Here is a 17,884-nt window from a genome sequence, read left to right on the forward strand (position 1 = left end):
ACCCGTCACTTGTAGATAATAATTCTCATCCAGTTTAAGCGAACAGGAGCGGCCAGTGGAAAGGGATGCAGGCCGCCGATAGCCAGAACTCACTTATGTAAAGAACCACGCTCAGCCACAGCCACAGCCGCTTCCCGTACTGTGCCGCTGGTCGATATCTGGAAATCAATCGGCGCCTTCTGCGAGACTCAACAACGTCGACGTTTTGCCAGCGGACGCCTATGCATACCACCTACAACATCGCACTGGTCAGCCTTTCCATCCTGATCGCCATCGCTGGATCTTTCACCGCCCTCGACCTCGCCAGCCGCAACCGGGTCGCCCATAGCTGGGCACGGCATGCGTGGCTAGCCGCCGCAGCCGCTTGCATGGGCGGCAGCATATGGTCGATGCACTTCATCGGCATGCTCGCCTTCGGGATGCCTGGGATGGAGATTCAGTACGACGTCGGCTTGACGGTCTGGTCCTTTGTCCTGCCGATGGTGGTAACGGCCATCAGCTTCTTTGCTGTCGGCGCCAAGGGTTCGAACGGCGCAACCCTGGGCGTAGGCGGCCTGTTCATGGGCCTCGGTATTGGCGCGATGCACTACATGGGTATGGCCGCCATGACCCTTCACGCCGAGTTGAGCTATGACTGGACCTGGGTCGCCATTTCCTTTGCTATCGCGATCGGTGCCTCCACGGTTGCCCTGTGGTTGTCTGCCAAGGGCACCCGACCGCTGTTGCAGGGCGTATCGGCAGTGGCGATGGGCTTCGCCATTGCTGGCATGCATTACGCCGCGATGATCGGCGCACACTTCACGCCCTTGGACCTTGAGATGCCAGTGACGACCGGTGGCGGTCTGGATCTTGTGACCCTCGCTTCGGCCGTCTCGGGCTCGACCTTCGTTGTTCTGTTCTTTGGCCTGGCCGCCTCGATGCACGACAGGCGTCGCGCGATCCTCAGCGAACGTGAGGCATCGGCACTGCGCCTGAGCGAGGAGCGTTTCAGGGAGCTCTATAGCAAGACACCCTTGCCCTTGCATTCCCTGGACCACGACGGCCGCCTGGAGTCGGTGAGCGACGCCTGGCTGGCTCTTGTCGGGTATCGCCGGGAGGATGTGATTGGACGGCAGCTAATCAGCTTCATGACTGAAGCATCGGCCCGGCAGATGATCGAGCAGGATTGGTCAACGCTGCTCGAAACGGGCGAATGCCTGAATGCCGAGTACCGGCTCGTCGCCAGGGCCGGTGTTTTCGTGGATGTACTCGCCTCGACCCGCATCGAAATGACCTCCGGAGGCTCGCTCATTCTCGGCGGCCTGGTGAACGTTACCGAGCGCCGTCGGGCGGAGGCTGCGCTGCGCCAGGCGCAGAAGATGGAGGCCATAGGCAAGCTGACCGGGGGCATCGCACATGATTTCAACAACCTGCTGGCTGTGGTGGGCGGCAACCTGGAGCTGCTGCGCAAACGGGTTCCGAGCGGTGAGACGCGTGTCGATAGCCTGATAGCGAACGCCCTGCAGGCCACCCAACGAGGCGCAGGCCTGGTTCAGCGGTTGCTTACCTTCGCCCGAAAGCAGGAATTGCGCCCCAGTTCGGTCCTCCTTCCTGACCTGGTAATGGGCGTGCGCGAATTGCTGCAGCGTTCGGTGGAGGCGAATATCACGGTAGGCATGCGTTTCCCTCTGAACCTGCCGCCCGCCTTCGTCGACGCCAACCAACTGGAAATGGTGTTGATCAATCTCGTGGTCAACGCACGTGATGCGATGCCCAATGGCGGCACCATCTGCATCGAAGGTCAGAGCCGACAGTCTGCCGCGCACGACGGCCATACCCAGCGCGACTATGTCGTACTTACCGTGCGCGACAACGGCTGCGGCATGCCAGCGGAAATCCTGTCGCGTGCCACGGAACCGTTCTTTACCACCAAGGGCCCGGGCAAAGGAACCGGACTGGGCCTTTCCATGGCCCACGGCCTGGCCGAGCAGTCGGGTGGGCGCTTGGAAATCCAGAGCAGTCCAGGCAACGGAACCACCGTCGAGCTATGGCTGCCGCAAGCTGCGGCGCAGCAAACCAAGCATGACGACCCAGTGGTTGAGATCCCCGACACGCTGATGCCCCACGCAATGTCGAGGGTTTCGCTGGCAGTGCTCGTGGTGGATGACGATCCGCTCGTTCTGGCCAACACTTCAGCGCTACTGGAGGATCTCGGCTATCGCGTCACGGCGGTAGACAACGGCGAGGCGGCGCTCAGCCTCCTGCGTCGACAGGGCAATTTCGACATTCTGGTGACTGACCACATGATGCCGGGGATGACTGGCGCCCAGCTGGCTGAAACGATCCAGACGGAGCGTCCAGGGCTGCCGGTTCTTCTGGTAAGCGGCTATGCAGACCTCGCCGAAGGTAACCGCCGGCTCCACACACTGGCCAAGCCCTTTACGCAAACCTCATTAGTTCACGCCATGAACCAGGCCATGGATCGGCCCAATACGGGCGTGGTGGTGGAGCTTTATCCATCGCATTAACGTCTTGCGGTGTGGAGTGCGGCGTCGATGGGCAACAATTGCGCAGTATCAGATATACGGCGAAGGGCATTTCAAGCGCGGCTGAGCGGAAATGCGGCGACCGCGCCATCGGTCAGTAGTCAGTTGAGCCTCAAGCCACGCACGTGACAGCCGATAGCGCATTCATCGCCACGCCCGCTTAAGCGGGCGGCTGTCTTAAGGCTCAAGATATGTTCGCGCTCAAAACCATAAAGTCACGTTACACAATCACCTTCATAGGCTTCGTATTGCTGGTCATGCTGCTCACGATGCTTGGCATCAAACGTCTCGTCGCTCCGCAGCTTATGGCAGCAGGCGAATCGATCGTGCTGTCTCAGGTCAGTGAAATTGGTGAACAGATCGCAATGGAGCTGGCGCGGGTTGAAGCCCAAGCCCGTAGCATCACCCAGCTGTTCCCATGCTGGAAAGCGATGAGATTGACCGAGTTCTTCCAGGCTTGGTCGATCAATACGGTGACGTGAAAGTGTTCGGCGGCGGAATCTGGCCGATGTCAGGTGCACGGACGCCGGGACGCGCAAAGCACAGTACGTTCTACCATCGGGACCAGTCGGGGAAACTGGTGGTTAATACACACTGGAATTCTGCCGAATCCCTGAATTACTTCGAACAACCTTGGCATAGAGACGGCATGCAAGCCCCGCGAGGAAAATGCGTATGGGCTGCCGCTTACAAAGACGATGCGAGTGCAGAGCCACGCACCAACTGCGCCATGACCATTTACAAGGACGGTTCGGCTTGGGGGGTCTCGACAATCGATCTGACACTAGGCTTTTTCAATCGACTGGTTGCCGAAAAGCAGGACGAGATCAATGGCGAGGTGATGATCGTCGAAGCCGACGGCAAGATACTCAGCAACCAACCGCAGGTGAGCGGAAACATGGTGCTGAGAAACGTGTCGGAGCTATCGAGCCATTCACCCTTTATTGCGTCGGTCCAACAGGTACTGCTGGGTAAGCCGCAACAGCTGCAACGCCTGGACTACATCAGCAAGTCCGGTGAAGACTTCAGTTTCTTTTTGACACCTATTGCGGGCACACCATGGCTATTAGCCGCGGCACTACCCACAGCGCAGCTTGAAGCACGAAGCGATGCCATGCTCAAGACCCTCGCTTCGCTACAGATCCCCATGGTAATGATTCTGCTCGCGCTGATGATCTTTGCCCTCAACCAGTTGATGAAGCGACTCGGTGTGCTGCGCTCCAATATCGATGCGTTGTCCGCAGGCGATGCCGACCTGACCAAGCGAATCGATATCAAAGGCGAGGACGAAGTCGATCAGGTTGCGCGTTCGGTAAACGGGTTCATCGTCTATCTGCAAAAGATGATGATCGATGTAAGCGACGCCACTACCCAGATCCATAGCGAAATTGGCCAACTCAAGCAGCTATCGCGCACAACCAATGAAGCCCTCGCCCGACATGCGTCAGAGACCGATCAGGCGGTCACGGCAATCAACGAAATGAGCTCGACCGCCGAGTCCGTGGCACAGAGCGCCAGCGAAACGGCCACATTCACCCAAACGGCCAATCACAACGCCGCATCCTCGAAGCGAGTGGTTGACGACGCCTCCAACAGTGTTCGGGCACTAGTAGGCGAAGTTGAAAGTGCCACCGCCAAGGTGCAGGCCATGGAGGCCGACGCTCAACGCATCAATGACGTACTAGGCGTAATAGGTGATATCGCCGGCCAGACCAACCTGCTAGCGCTGAACGCGGCGATCGAAGCGGCGCGCGCAGGCGAGCAAGGACGAGGTTTCGCGGTTGTCGCCGACGAGGTCAGAGCCTTGGCAGCACGTACCCAGCAGAGCACCTCGGAAATCAACGAGACACTCCAGCGGCTGCAGCAGGGTGTGGGGCTGGCGGTTCAGGCCATGGAGCAAACCAAAGTCAGCTGCCAGACAACCGCAGACAAAACCGCCCAGGTCACTGTCGGGCTGGACGAGATGGCCACCTCGGTAGTTCATATCAACGACCTGAGTACGCAGATCGCCACTGCCGCGGAAGAGCAAAGCGCAGTGGCCGAGGAGATCAACCGAAACATGGTTGCCGTGCGGCATGTTGTCGACGAATTGGTGGAAAGCGGAGTGAGCGTGGACCGAAGCACGGAGTCGCTGCTCAACACGAACGGGCGACTTACGGCCGTGGTAAGCCGATTCAAGGTTCGCTGACACTGACATCAGCTCGATGTCGACTGGGCTAGACCTCGCGCTCCCGAACATCACAGCAGCCATGACCGGAACGCGGGTCATGGTACGGGGCCACCTTCCCCAACCGTGATGCGCAGGACGGCGCGCCTGGAACCAGTCCGGTCATTCCGACTGATCGTTTGGGCCGTTAGGTATCGGAGCGCTCGGACTTGGCTGTCAGCCAGTGTTCGAACCGCGTGCTTTGTACCTGGCCTTCCTTCGCGGCATAGCAGACCAGACGCAAATCACGGTCGACATCAATGATCAGCGAAGTGTGATCGAACACTACAGCGCCGACTTCCTTGATCTGCAAGTACCGCACACCCTGGCAAGGCCCATGGATATCCTGCTGTTTCCACCACGTTTTGAAATCTGGATCGAGCTTTGCCAAGTCCTTGACCAATGTTCCGATTTCCGGATCCAGCGGCGCCCTGACGAAGTCACGCCGAAAGCTCGACAGGATTTGTGACGCCTGATCGCCCCATGGATCGAGCAACGTCCGGAACGAAGACTCAGTGAACAACAGCCAGAGCAGGTTGCGTCGTTCTATCGGGAAACTCGAAAAACCGAACACCTTATCGGCGGCCGCGTTCCAGGCCAGCACGTCCCATCTCAGGTTCAACACATAGGCTGGGCGCAAATGCAGATCGTCCATCAGGCGGTGGACCAAAGGCGGCACCACGCACCAAGTTCTTCCTGGCTCCGGAGGCAGTCGCTGGTGGGCTAACAGGAACAGGTGACGACGTTCGGTTGCATCGAGCTTTAGCGTTCTGGATAGATTTTCGAGAAACGCCGCTGAAACCCCGATATCTCGCCCCTGCTCGAGCCACGTGTACCAAGACAGTCCGACTCCTGCCAGCGCTGCAACTTCCTCGCGCCGCAAACCAGGTGTGCGGCGCCGTCCACCCGATGGGAGCCCGACGTCCTCTGGCGCGATGCGTTCGCGGCGGCTACGCAAAAACACCGCAAGTTCTGCCCTGTTTCGTTCATGGCTACGGGGCGCACTCATCCAATCACTCCTAGTAACAGCATAAACGCTCAAATTGTAACTGTATGAGGCCGGTACTAAGAATAGCCTCTCGCCCGCCGAAGCCACGCTAGAACGAGGGCCAAGCTGATGCGGGCTTTGCTCATCAGGAGAACATCGATGGTCCACGCATCAATTTACGAGCTGCTGACATGGCAGAAATCAGGCTGCCAGACTAACCGCTTCAAGCCGGCGGTCCGGTCATCCCAGCATGCGCACATGGATGGAACACAAACTGGCAGAGTCGGCATCTGGCACAGGTCAAGACTCGAGTTGCCACCCCTGCCCCGACAGGATGGGGCCTGGACGGGATCGCGCACCTCCTCGTTGCGCTGGGGTGTCGCCCTATGAGCTCGCCCTCCTCCAACTCTCATCCGGTCTATCTCATAGCTATCGGCGCATTTGCACTTGGGATGGCCTCCTACGTCACGGCCGGGCTGATTCCCATGATCGAGGCTTCGTTCTCAGTCTCCGTTGCGATCGCAGCACAGCTGGTAACGGCCTTCACCCTGGCCTACGGTCTCGGCTCGCCGCTGTTAGTCGCACTAACGCCACCTGATCGGCAACGCACTGGGCTCCTGGCTGCGCTGGGTCTATTCGTGATTGCTAATGCAGCAAGTGCTCTAGCGCATGATTTCAATACCTTGATGATCTGGCGCGCGGTCGCCGGGGCTGGCGCAGGCGTCTACCTGGCCATGGGGATCGGAGCATCTGCAGCGTTATCGACTGCAGAGCGGCGGGGCAAGTCTATTGCCATCATTATGGGCGGGATGGCCAGTGGCGTGGTTTTAGGTGTCCCGCTGAGCCTTGTCATCGCGGAACAGATGGGCTGGCAGGCCGCATTGTGGCTGGTCGCACTGTTGGGCCTGCTCGCCTTTGTGGGGCTATCAGTCTTGCTCCCCACGCTGCCCTGCGCGGCGACCAGTTCGCTTCGCGAAAAGCTCGCCATTCTCTCTGACGGCCACGTGCTAACCATCTTGCTCGTATCGTTGCTCGCGGCGATTGCCAGCCTCGGGATGTACACCTTCATTGCGCCGCTGCTCGCCGACACCGATCACGGTTCCGTTCGCTCGATAAAGCCGTATCTCTGGATCTGGGGCATCGGTGGTGTGATGGGCAGCCTTCTGATCGGGCCGGTGGTTGATCGCATACGAGGACCGGTGATAGTCCTTACGATCATGCTGATCCTGAGTGCTTCGCTTTTCCTATTGCCCATTTCTGCTTCGCTCAATGTGTGGTTCGCAGCGCTACCCATCGCGATATGGGGAGCCGCTGGATGGGCATTGCAGGTGCCCCAGAACAATGAACTCATCCTGGCTCGTCAGGTACAGGGCGACGGCAACCTTGCGATTGCCTTGAACGAGTCAGCGCTGTACCTGGGTAGTGCCATCGGCGCAGCAGCTGGAGGCTTTGTCCTGCTTCTGCAGATGCCAACCTGGACGCTTTCCGTCATTGCCGGCACGGTTGCGCTGGCTGGTGCGCTGCTTCAGATCGCCAATCTGCGGCGGCAGACCGGTTGTGCGGGCGCTACCCACGCCAGGCCCTGTCGCTGATCAGAGTCGAGCCTCCCGCCCTTCATATTGGGTGCCCCATCGTAAATTATCGGCGGCGGCACACCGGCGTTCCGACCAAACGCTATATGAAACGTCAGTGGGCCGGAGCCGTTTAGCAAACTTGCCAAAGGCGATCAGCAACGGCTCCGCACTTCGCACTTCGCACTTCGCACTTCGCACTTCGCACACAATCATCCGACAGGTTTGGCTAGGCCCTAATGCAAGTGGCTTGTTCGTTAAAGCGAGCATAGCGCTTGCGCCTCAAGCTAAAGCCCGGGCCGGCTTGGAGCCCTCCGCTGGCAAAGCTTGGTATCCTGACGCGTCCAACTGTCATCGGAGGGTCCCGTGTTCTCACTCAAGCGCAAGGGCGATTTCCGCCTGCAGCTGACCCGCACGCTGAAGCAGCCTGGACGGCACAAGATCGAGCTGTACCTGTTTACCCCGCATGAGAGCAATCTGTCGGCCTGGACCCTATCGGAAGAGCACTTCTTCTTTACCACTCTGACGCATAGCTTCGGGCTGCAAGGAATGCCGTCGAAGGACCGCATCAGCAAGGCCGACCAATCCTTCGTACTGCTCTCACCGCATTACGAAATCATGTACGGTTCCTGGTTTTTCCAGTATCAGGCCTCAATGGAACGGTTGCGCCAGCAAATGCTTGCGTCCGGGGCTGTTGCAGAGCCAATCGCGCGCGCCCTGCGGCTCAGCCAGAACTTTGCGCAGCGCCTGCGCAAATCCACGCCGAAGCAGAGCAATCAGCAGCGCTACTTCCGCCAGATGGACATCTATTTCTCCTGGCACGCCGAGCAGTTCCTGCTGCAAGGTATGGCCCTCGAGGGCTTTGTCACTCTCGATGATGAGCTCAAGCAAGCGGTGACGGAATTCCTGCGTCAGGAACACAAATATCGCAAGGAGCACGAGTACCTGAGCGATTTCCATGGCACTCCGACCCGCATATGGAACCGCATGGCGCTGTATCACCGGTTGCTGGAGTACCCGGTGCTGTTGCGTTCGAAGGTCACGGAACTGGGGGCCGGCACCCACAAGCTGGTCAAAGCAGCCTCGACGATGCTGATCATGTCGCTATTCACCTACTTCCTGTTCAACGCGCGGGACGCTAGCGAAAAGCTCTCCCTCGCTTTACTGCTGGTGATCGCTCTGGTTTACGCCGTCCGTGACTTGCTGCGTGACGACATGATCACCGCCCTTACACGCAGACTGCGCAAGGGCAAGCCGCGCTGGAAGGTTCGCCTGCTCATGCCTTTTACCCGCAAGCTGCTTGCTCAGCAGTGGGTCTGGCTCGACTACCGCAAACTACCCGATCTGCCGCAGCTGATACGAGAGCACTCCGGCAAATGGGCTACCAATGAGGAGCGGCAGGTCATCTGCTACCGCGCGCTGCTCAATTTGGACAAGGGTGCGTTGGAACATGACGAAATTCGGGAGCGGCTTACGCTGGACTGCGAACAGCTATGCGCAATGATCCAGGCCAGCCACAACAAGCTGTTCGTCCGGGTGGAGGGCGACTCTCAGGACGATAACGCCTCTGGCTCGGTCCAGGCCCACGCGATCGAAAAGCAGCACGACTACAACCTGTTGCTGTTACACACCATGCCCGGCGAGCACTTTCCTACAGCCCAACGCTGGCGTCTGAGGCTCGGCACCAACGGCATCGTGCAATGCGAAAACAAGAAGGCGCATTGGCCTGAGCAACCGGAATCAAGACATTCCGTGTGGCATCGCCTGAGTCGTCCATGGCGGCGAGAATAAAACCTCGCCCTATCGCCCGCGACCACAGGCAAGCGCCGCGCGGTCGGTGCATCACTGGCGACCTCGGTTGATGAAGCGCGCAATCCAGAGCAGCTGCGCCGTGGAATCCAAGCCATAAAGGACGATTGTCACAGTGCCCCGGCCGACTCAGAAGTTGAAGCGCCTGCCATCGACCGCCTTGTGACCCTGGGATCTTTGCGGTTCAGCGAATAATCAAGACCTGCGATGAACAGAGCCTGCTGCAGATCAGGTGCGCGCGTTCGTATACCGCATTGAAAATAGCAAGACACAAAAAAGCCCCTGTTACGGGGCTTTCAGGGATTTCGATGCTTCATAAGAAAACCTTCGAAAATCATGTAATGGTGCGGACGGAGAGACTCGAACTCTCACACCTTACGGCGCCAGAACCTAAATCTGGTGTGTCTACCAATTCCACCACGTCCGCACAGCAGGGCTTAAACGAAAACGCCAGGCAGCGCCTGGCGTTTTCGGAAATATGGGGTGGACGAAGGGGATCGAACCCTCGACACCAGGAGCCACAATCCTGTGCTCTACCAACTGAGCTACGCCCACCATATTGCATTTGCTTGTGCCAGAGCCCGAAATGGCGCACCCGGCAGGACTCGAACCTGCGACCATCCGCTTAGAAGGCGGATGCTCTATCCAACTGAGCTACGGGCGCTTTATCTGCATTCTGTTCGGAGCGCAGACTTTAAAAGCTACGGCCCTTGAAGAAGCTACCCTCTTCGAAAGCCGCCTCACCCAGCAGCAGGCTGTGCTCGACAAGCGGGGCGAATGTTATAGAGGCTCCAAACAGTCGTCAACAGCAAACTCAAAAAAATTTGAGTTAGATAAAGGAGTTACAGGTGCCGGTAGCTGCTTCGCCTTTGCCGCATCGCCATGGCATGCGAGAATACGCACCCTTTCCAAGTCCTCTTCAATGGTTAACCAAGCGTCATGACCGCAAAACTGATCGACGGTAAAACGATTGCTGCCAACATTCGCCAACAGGTCTCCGGTCGTGTTGCCGAACGGCGCGCACAAGGACTGCGGGCGCCCGGCCTCGCCGTGATTCTGGTGGGCAGCGACCCAGCCTCCCAGGTTTACGTGGCGCACAAGCGCAAGGATTGTGAGGAAGTAGGTTTTAATTCCGTTGCCCATGACCTACCGAGCGATACCCGCCAGGAAGACCTGCTGGCGCTGATCGATCAGCTCAACGACGACACGTCCATCGACGGCATCCTGGTGCAGTTGCCACTTCCCAAGCACCTCGATGCGTCCCTGCTGCTCGAGCGCATCCGCCCGGACAAGGATGTGGACGGCTTCCATCCATATAATGTCGGCCGCCTCGCTCAACGCATGCCGCTGCTGCGTCCCTGCACGCCGAAAGGGATCATTACGCTGCTGGGGAGCACCGGTGTCGATCTACACGGCCTGGACGCAGTTGTGGTGGGCGCATCCAACATCGTCGGCCGTCCGATGGCTCTGGAGTTGCTGTTGGCTGGCTGCACCACCACCGTGACCCACCGCTTCACCCGCAACCTTGAAGAGCACGTTCGTCGTGCCGACCTAGTGGTGGTAGCGACGGGCATTACCGGCCTGGTCAAGGGTGACTGGATCAAGCCTGGCGCAATCGTTATTGATGTCGGTATCAATCGCCAGGCGGACGGCCGTCTGCTGGGTGATGTGGACTTCGGACCTGCCAGTGAACGGGCTGCCTGGATCACCCCAGTCCCCGGTGGCGTAGGCCCGATGACGCGCGCCTGCCTCTTGGAAAACACGCTGCATGCAGCCGAGCACCTGCACGGGTAACTGCTAGGACCGAAACAAAAACGGCACCTTTCGGTGCCGTTTTTTTACCTTACTCAGCCAGACGCCAGGTCGTCCCACCTTTGCCATCCTCAAGCACCACACCCATTGCGGTGAGCTGGTCGCGGATGCGGTCGGATTCGGCCCAGTTCTTCTCCGCCCGCGCAGTGAGGCGTGCAGCGATCAATGCTTCGACCTCGGCAGCATCGACCTTCCCGGCCGCACCGGCCTGTAGGAAGGCGTCGGGATCAAGCTGGAGCACACCCAGAACGCCAGCCAACTGTTTGAGGCGCGCTGCCAACGCTGCGGCGGCATTGAGATCCGACTCGCGCAGGCGGTTAACCTCGCGAATCATCTCGAACAGCACCGCGCAGGCTTCCGGCGAGTTGAAGTCATCATCCATAGCCGCACCGAAGCGCGCGGCGAACTCATCGCCACCAGCAGGTGCCGCGGCTGGCAGCCCTTTGAGGCCATTGTAGAAGCGCTCCAGGGCGCCCTTTGCCTCGCGCAGACTGTCTTCGGAGTAGTTGATCGGGCTGCGGTAGTGGCTGGAGACCAACAAGTAGCGCACCACCTCGGGCTGGTACTTCTCCAGCACCTCACGGATGGTGAAGAAGTTACCCAGGCTCTTGGACATCTTCTCGCCATCGACTCGCACTGCGCCGGCGTGCATCCAGGCATTGGCGTACTGCTTGCCGGTAGCCGCCTCGCTCTGCGCGATCTCATTCTCGTGGTGCGGGAACACCAGATCCGGCCCGCCGCCATGAATGTCGAAGGTCTCGCCCAGGCAGCAGGTGGACATCACCGAGCACTCGATGTGCCAGCCCGGACGGCCGGCACCCCAAGGCGAATCCCAGCTAGGCTCGCCGGGCTTGGCGCCCTTCCACAGCACGAAATCCAGCGGATCCTGCTTGGCTTCGTCGACCTCGATGCGCGCACCGATCTTCAGATCCTCGATCTTGCGCCGCGACAGCTTGCCGTAACCGACGAATTTGCCGACCCGGTAGTAGACGTCGCCGTTGCCCGGAGCATAGGCGAAGCCCTTGTCGATCAGCGTCTGGATCATCGAGTGCATGCCGGCGATGTGGTCCGTGGCACGCGGCTCGATGTCAGGACGCAACACGTTAAGGCGTGTTTCGTCCTCATGCATGGCGGTGATCATGCGCTCGACCAGAGCCTGGAACGGCTCGCCGTTTTCGCTGGCGCGGCGGATGATCTTGTCGTCGATGTCGGTGATATTGCGCACGTAGGTCACGTCATAACCGCGGTGGCGCAGCCAGCGAGTGGCCACATCGAAAGCGACCATCACCCGAGCATGGCCAATGTGGCAGAAGTCGTAGACCGTCATGCCGCAGACGTACATGCGCACCTTGTTGCCTTCCAGTGGCTGGAAGGCTTCCTTGGTCTTGCTGAGGGTGTTGTAGATCGACAGCGCCATCATTGGCCCCAGGAGTCACGCAGCGTGACGGTGCGGTTGAACACGGGAGCGCCCGGCTTGCTGTCCTTCATGTCGGCGCAGAAATAACCTTCGCGCTCGAACTGGAAGCGCTGTTCCGATTCGGCATTGGCGAGCGATGGCTCGGCGCGACAACCCTTGAGCACCACCAGCGAATCCGGGTTGATGTTGTCGAGGAAGCTGCCGCCCTGCTCGTCTTTCTCTGGATTGGCCGAGCGGAACAGCCGGTCGTACAGACGCACTTCGCACTCGACGCTCTCGGCAGCCGGCACCCAATGGATCACGCCCTTGACCTTGCGCCCTTCCGGATTCTTGCCCAGGGTGTTTTCGTCATAGGAACAGCGCAGTTCAACGATATTGCCCGCGTCGCCCTTGATCGCCTCATCCGCACGGATCACGTAGCTGCCACGCAAACGTACTTCGCCGCCTGGAATCAGGCGTTTGAAGCCGGCCGGCGGGACTTCCTCGAAGTCGCCGACATCGATATAGATCTCACGACTGAACGGCAGCGCGCGGACGCCCATATCCTGTTTGGGGTGGCGTGGCAGTTCGAGATTCTCAACCTGGCCTTCGGGGTAATTGGTGATCACCACCTTGAGCGGTTTCAGCACACACATCGCACGCGCTGCATTGGCGTCGAGGTCCTCACGGATGGCGAACTCCAGCATGCCGATGTCGACAACGCCGCCGGCGCGATTCACGCCGATCATGTCGCAGAAGTTGCGGATCGACGCCGGGGTGTAGCCGCGACGACGAAAGCCAGAAAGCGTCGACATGCGCGGGTCGTCCCACCCACTCACGTGCTTTTCGTCAACCAGCTGCTTGAGCTTGCGCTTGCTGGTGATGGTGTAGTTCAGGTTGAGACGGGCGAATTCATACTGGCGCGGCTGAGCCGGCACCGGCAGATTGGCCAGAAACCATTCGTACAGCGGACGATGATCCTCGAACTCCAGTGTGCAGATCGAATGAGTGATGCCTTCGATGGCATCCGACTGGCCATGGGTGAAATCGTAGCTGGGGTAGATGCACCACTTGTCACCGGTCTGGTGATGGTGAGCATGGCGGATCCGGTAGAGGATCGGGTCGCGCAGGTTCATGTTGGGCGAAGCCATGTCGATCTTCGCCCGCAGCGCACGGGCACCATCGGGGAACTCGCCGGCCTTCATCCGCGCGAACAGATCGAGATTTTCCGCTACCGAGCGCTCGCGAAACGGACTGTTCATGCCTGGCTCGGTCAGGCTGCCACGGTATTCGCGAGCCTGCTCGGGTGTCAGGTCGCAGACATAGGCCTTGCCAGCCTTGATCAGGTGGACCGCCCACTCGTGCAATTGATCGAAGTAGTTGGAGGCATAGCGCTCCTCACCGGCCCACTGGAACCCCAGCCACTCGACATCGCTCTTGATGGCGTCGATGTATTCCTGATCTTCCTTGGCCGGGTTGGTGTCATCGAAGCGCAGGTTGCACTCACCACCGAACTCCTTCGCCAGACCGAAGTTCAGGCAGATCGACTTCGCATGCCCGATATGCAAGTAGCCATTGGGCTCCGGCGGGAAGCGAGTAACGATCTTGGCGTGCTTGCCGGCATCCAGGTCGGCCTGGACGATCGGACGGAGAAAATTGCTTGCGGCGGGAGTCTCGGGCTTGCTCATGATGTCCTTAACGATCAGCGAGTGCGGCTCAGGGTAGGCCGGCCAAATCAAAGCGCTTATCATAGCGGACCCGTCAACCCCCTGACAGAGCAATGCACCCAGGCGGCACTGCCATCAGTGTTTGACGACACTCGGTAACGACGACCCTTGCAGCGGCTTGTCCCGCACCATCAAAACGGAACCTCACCCCGATGATCAAACTGCACACCAACTACGGCGTCATCAGCGTCAATCTATTCGAAGAGAAGGCTCCGGAAACCACTGCCAACTTCAAGGAATACGTGAAGAGCGGCCACTACGACGGCACCATTTTCCATCGCGTGATCAGCAACTTCATGATCCAGGGCGGCGGTTTCGAGTCCGGCATGAAGCAGAAGCCCACCCGCGCGCCAATCAAGAACGAAGCCAATAATGGCCTTTCGAACAAAGTCGGCACCCTGGCAATGGCCCGCACCATGGAGCCGCACTCTGCCTCCGCGCAGTTCTTTATCAACGTGAAGGACAACGACTTCCTCGACCACAGCGCGCCGACAGTTCAAGGCTGGGGTTACACCGTGTTCGGTGAAGTGACCGAGGGCATGGACGTGGTCGAGAAGATCAAAGCCGTGGCGACCACCATGAAGTCCGGCCATCAGGACGTTCCGGTGGAAGACGTGGTGATCGAGAAGGCTGAGATCGTCGAGTAACGCGAGTGATCCTGCTGATCTCGGATCTGCATCTGGAAGAGGAACGCCCGGACATTACCCGGGCGTTTCTGCATTTCCTCGAAACACGCGCCTGCCAGGCTGAAGCGCTGTACATCCTCGGTGATTTCTTCGAAGTCTGGATTGGCGACGATGCGATGACACCCTTTCAATGCTCGATCGCAGAGGCCTTGCGCGGCTTGAACGAGCGCGGCACGCGCATCTATCTGATGCACGGCAATCGTGACTTCATGCTGGGCAAGGGCTTCTGCCGGGCAGCGGGCTGCACGCTGCTGGCCGACCCGAGCGTGGTCGAGCTTAACGGTGAACGCGTCCTGCTGATGCATGGCGACAGCCTGTGCACCCGTGATGAAGGCTACATGCGTCTGCGGCGGGTGCTACGCAATCCGCTCAGCCTATTCATCCTGCGCAATCTACCGCTGTCCACTCGCCGAAAACTGGCGCGCAAGCTGCGTAACGAGAGCCGCACCCAGACGCGCATGAAAGCCACCGACATCATTGACGTCACGCCGGAGCTGATCCCTCGGGTGCTCACCGAGCATGGCGTGCGAACATTGATTCACGGCCACACCCACCGTCCGGCGATACACGAGCTGGAAGTGCACGGCCTTCCGGCACAGCGGATCGTACTCGGTGATTGGGACCGTCAAGGCTGGGCGTTGCAGGTCGATCAAAATGGCTTCCACCAGACGCCCTTCGAATTTTAATTAAGCCGCCAGCGGCACACCGCTGTGAAAGCGAAACTCGGCGTCCGGGCTTTCGATCAGCTCACGCTCACGCTCGCGCACTCGGATGATCGTTGCTTCCACATCCGCCGCTTCGCCGTACTGGTAAGCCAGCTTCAGGTAATCCTGAAAGTGCCGCGCCTCCGACTTGAGCAGGCCGTGATAGAACTTGCCCAGCTCTTCATCAAGGTGCGGGACCAGCATGGCGAAGCGCTCGCAGGAACGCGCTTCGATAAAGGCGCCGATAACCAGCGTATCGGTCAGGCGATACGGCTCATGGTTACGCACCAGTTCGCGCAGGCCAGCGGCATAGCGAGACGAACCGACGTTACGCAGTGCAATCTCACGTCGCCGAATGATGGCCAGCACCTGCTCAAAATGGCGGAGTTCTTCGCGTGCCAGGCGCGACATCTTGTTCTGTAGATCCGGCTTGTCGATGTAGCGAAACATCAGCTGAAACGCCGCTCCCGCGGCTTTCTTCTCACAGTTGCCATGGTCGATCAGCATCACATCCTGATCCCGCAATGCTGCCTCCACCCAGGCTGCGGGCGTGGCACAACCGAGAAATTCATTCAGATCAGGAAGCATGTCGAACCTTGCATATTCAGGAACAAAATAAGCCGACGGTTACATGGCACCGCCCGACGCCGGGCGGGCATTATTGCGAATGCCGCGCGGAGCAGCCAGCCTTGCTTGATATACATCACGGCTGGCATCGCAGGCTTGTCTATAGTTGACCAACCCGAATTTGGAAATGGAGCCGATCATGCAAGCCATTCGCTGCATCCTCGTGGTAATTGACCCGAACCAGCCACAAGCGCTGGCACTGAAACGCGCTCGACTGATATCTACCGTCAGTCAGTCCCGCTTGCACCTGCTGGTCTGCGACACCAAGCGCGATCACAGCGCTCACCTGGCGAAACTGCGCGAACAGCTGGAAAGCGATGGCCACGAAGTCACCACGCAGCAGGCGTGGCATGAGAGCGTGCACCAGACCATTATCACCGTGCAGCAGGCAGAAGGCTGCGGCCTGGTAGCCAAGCAACACGTGCCGGACAATCCCCTGAAGCGCGCATTGCTCACCCCCGAGGATTGGAAGCTGCTGCGCTACTGTCCATGCCCGGTATTGATGGTGAAAACCGACAATCCTTGGACCGGTGGAAACATCCTTGCTGCGGTAGACGTCGGCAATTCCGACCTTGAGCATCGAACATTGCACGCTACCATCGTCAATCATGGCTACGAGATCGCCAGCCTGGCCGATGGCAAGCTGCACGTGATCAGCGCACATCCATCCGCAATGCTCTCTGCGGCCGATCCGGCTTTCCAGCTGAAGGAAACCATCGAGGCGAGATACCGCGACGCATGCAAGCAGTTCCAGGAGGAGTTTCATATCCCGGACGCTCAGCTGCACGTCGAGGAAGGCCCTGCCGATGCGCTGATCCCTCGGGTTTGCCATCAGTTGAAAGCAGTCGTGACCGTTATCGGCACCGTGGCACGCACCGGTTTCTCTGGCGCACTAATGGGCAACACCGCCGAGGTCGTACTGGATACGCTAGAAAGCGACGTATTGGTGCTCAAGCCCAACGATATCATTGGTCACCTTGAGGACCTTGTGCGCCACTGATTTCGAAAGCCCTGTCACAGGGCTTTCGTCAGACCCTCAGATCCATGCCTTCCAACAAAAAGCGCGGCGCGATGTACCGTTCGTAATGCGCTTCGGAGAGCAGAAAGAACTCCTGATCGATTGCATCGCGCAAGTCCGAAAGCGGTCGGTCACGGAACTCCGGTAACAATGCCACCCCATAGGCCTCGATTTGCTGAATGACGCGCGCGCCGCGTGCAATCAGCTGATAGGCCCAGCAGTAAGGGGACTGCTCGACGACGAAGCGGATCTGCCGCATCTCTAGCTGTTGGCGTAGCAACTGAGCGTCGAACACTTCTAGCTTGGCCGTCATCACCTGAGCCAGGAGAATCTCAAGGCGGCGCCATACCGCTCGCTTTTCCTCCTCGCCATACGCGTTCCAGCTAACCACCTCATGATGAAAACGTTTGCATCCACGGCAGACGATATCGCCGTACACCGTCGAGCAAAGACCTATACAAGGGGTTTTGATGCGCTGTGCTGACATGACCGGAGCAGGTTGATGGCTGGCCGAGCATCTTAGACTTTTGTCCTACCAGGGTCACCCATGTTTAACCTCGAGGGATGCCCAAACCATCCCTACAAGCCCAGCCCAGGCGGGCGCCAGACCTATCACCATCCGCAATCCGCGACGTGGCTGCGTCGCCTGCTATCCGTGCTCGACTTAACTTTTGAGGCTGTTTCCAGTAGTATCGGCCCGCCGTTTTTGGCGCCACATTCCATACGAAGCTGTTTTCAAAGCGTCACGAGCACAGTTTGAACCGGCTGCGTGCCGGATGCGCAGAATCGCCTGTACCCTGCCCATCCGGCCTCGC

12 protein-coding genes, 3 tRNA genes and 1 pseudogene are annotated in these 17,884 nt (G+C 59.2%); 8 read left to right on the plus strand and 8 right to left on the minus strand.

All coding sequences use genetic code 11. The annotated features are described in order from the left end of the window. Nucleotides 1–221 precede the first annotated feature (221 nt). Both SM130_RS11840 and SM130_RS11845 read left to right on the plus strand, forming a co-directional pair. Complete coding sequence (locus SM130_RS11840) at nt 222–2,507, plus strand: MHYT domain-containing protein (protein WP_102825843.1); 2,286 nt, start codon at nt 222–224, stop codon at nt 2,505–2,507. 209 nt (nt 2,508–2,716) lie between these two features. Beyond that, nucleotides 2,717–4,713, plus strand: a pseudogene (locus tag SM130_RS11845) (methyl-accepting chemotaxis protein). A gap of 166 nt (nt 4,714–4,879) precedes the next feature. On the opposite strand, the gene SM130_RS11850 reads toward SM130_RS11845, so the two are convergent. Continuing rightward, nucleotides 4,880–5,740 carry a helix-turn-helix transcriptional regulator gene (locus SM130_RS11850; RefSeq protein ID WP_102825842.1) on the minus strand — a complete coding sequence of 287 codons (861 nt, stop codon included), beginning with the start codon at nt 5,738–5,740 and terminating at the stop codon, nt 4,880–4,882. A 365-nt stretch (nt 5,741–6,105) separates the two neighbouring features. Between SM130_RS11850 and SM130_RS11855 the strand changes: the two genes are divergently transcribed. Both SM130_RS11855 and SM130_RS11860 read left to right on the plus strand, forming a co-directional pair. Further along, nucleotides 6,106–7,311: an MFS transporter gene (locus SM130_RS11855; protein ID WP_102825841.1), complete on the plus strand. Its 1,206-nt coding sequence runs from the start codon at nt 6,106–6,108 to the stop codon at nt 7,309–7,311. Nucleotides 7,312–7,656: 345 nt separating this feature from the next. Further along, entirely contained in the window at nt 7,657–9,081 is a 1,425-nt protein-coding gene (locus SM130_RS11860) for a hypothetical protein (protein WP_102825840.1), read from the plus strand. Nucleotides 9,082–9,441: 360 nt separating this feature from the next. Here the strand turns inward: SM130_RS11860 and SM130_RS11865 are convergent. The 3 genes from SM130_RS11865 to SM130_RS11875 all read right to left on the minus strand — a co-directional run bounded on the left by SM130_RS11865 (nt 9,442) and on the right by SM130_RS11875 (nt 9,763). Further along, a tRNA-Leu gene (locus tag SM130_RS11865) sits at nt 9,442–9,526 on the minus strand. A 52-nt stretch (nt 9,527–9,578) separates the two neighbouring features. After that, nucleotides 9,579–9,654 (minus strand) — tRNA-His (locus tag SM130_RS11870). A 32-nt stretch (nt 9,655–9,686) separates the two neighbouring features. Then, nucleotides 9,687–9,763 (minus strand) — tRNA-Arg (locus SM130_RS11875). A 275-nt stretch (nt 9,764–10,038) separates the two neighbouring features. On the opposite strand from SM130_RS11875, the gene folD reads away from it, so the two are divergent. Next, nucleotides 10,039–10,893 carry a bifunctional methylenetetrahydrofolate dehydrogenase/methenyltetrahydrofolate cyclohydrolase FolD gene (gene folD, locus SM130_RS11880; RefSeq protein WP_102825839.1) on the plus strand — a complete coding sequence of 285 codons (855 nt, stop codon included), beginning with the start codon at nt 10,039–10,041 and terminating at the stop codon, nt 10,891–10,893. Between the two features lie 49 nt (nt 10,894–10,942). Here folD and cysS read toward each other — a convergent pair whose 3' ends face one another. Together cysS and SM130_RS11890 are read right to left on the minus strand one after the other, a co-directional pair. Continuing rightward, nucleotides 10,943–12,328, minus strand: coding sequence for a cysteine--tRNA ligase (cysS, locus tag SM130_RS11885; protein ID WP_102825838.1), 1,386 nt, complete (start codon nt 12,326–12,328; stop codon nt 10,943–10,945). Further along, nucleotides 12,328–13,995 carry a glutamine--tRNA ligase/YqeY domain fusion protein gene (locus tag SM130_RS11890; RefSeq protein ID WP_102826132.1) on the minus strand — a complete coding sequence of 556 codons (1,668 nt, stop codon included), beginning with the start codon at nt 13,993–13,995 and terminating at the stop codon, nt 12,328–12,330. The genes cysS and SM130_RS11890 overlap by 1 nt, the downstream gene beginning before the upstream one ends. A gap of 191 nt (nt 13,996–14,186) precedes the next feature. Here SM130_RS11890 and SM130_RS11895 point away from each other — a divergent pair, with 191 nt between their 5' ends. Then, complete coding sequence (locus tag SM130_RS11895) at nt 14,187–14,681, plus strand: peptidylprolyl isomerase (protein WP_102825837.1); 495 nt, start codon at nt 14,187–14,189, stop codon at nt 14,679–14,681. Nucleotides 14,682–14,686: 5 nt separating this feature from the next. Beyond that, entirely contained in the window at nt 14,687–15,406 is a 720-nt protein-coding gene (locus SM130_RS11900; RefSeq protein WP_102825836.1) for a UDP-2,3-diacylglucosamine diphosphatase, read from the plus strand. Here SM130_RS11900 and SM130_RS11905 read toward each other — a convergent pair whose 3' ends face one another. Beyond that, nucleotides 15,407–16,012 carry a tRNA-(ms[2]io[6]A)-hydroxylase gene (locus SM130_RS11905; protein WP_102825835.1) on the minus strand — a complete coding sequence of 202 codons (606 nt, stop codon included), beginning with the start codon at nt 16,010–16,012 and terminating at the stop codon, nt 15,407–15,409. It lies immediately after the preceding gene. Between the two features lie 178 nt (nt 16,013–16,190). On the opposite strand from SM130_RS11905, the gene SM130_RS11910 reads away from it, so the two are divergent. Beyond that, a complete protein-coding gene (locus SM130_RS11910) occupies nt 16,191–17,051 on the plus strand; it encodes a universal stress protein (RefSeq protein WP_102825834.1) in 861 nt (286 codons plus the stop codon). A 28-nt stretch (nt 17,052–17,079) separates the two neighbouring features. On the opposite strand, the gene SM130_RS11915 is transcribed toward SM130_RS11910, so the two are convergent. Further along, entirely contained in the window at nt 17,080–17,556 is a 477-nt protein-coding gene (locus SM130_RS11915; RefSeq protein WP_102825833.1) for a DUF1289 domain-containing protein, read from the minus strand. Between the last annotated feature and the right edge of the window lie 328 nt (nt 17,557–17,884).

The sequence above is a fragment of the Stutzerimonas stutzeri genome (assembly GCF_038561965.1).
Classification (GTDB): Bacteria; Pseudomonadota; Gammaproteobacteria; order Pseudomonadales; family Pseudomonadaceae; genus Stutzerimonas; species Stutzerimonas stutzeri_AA.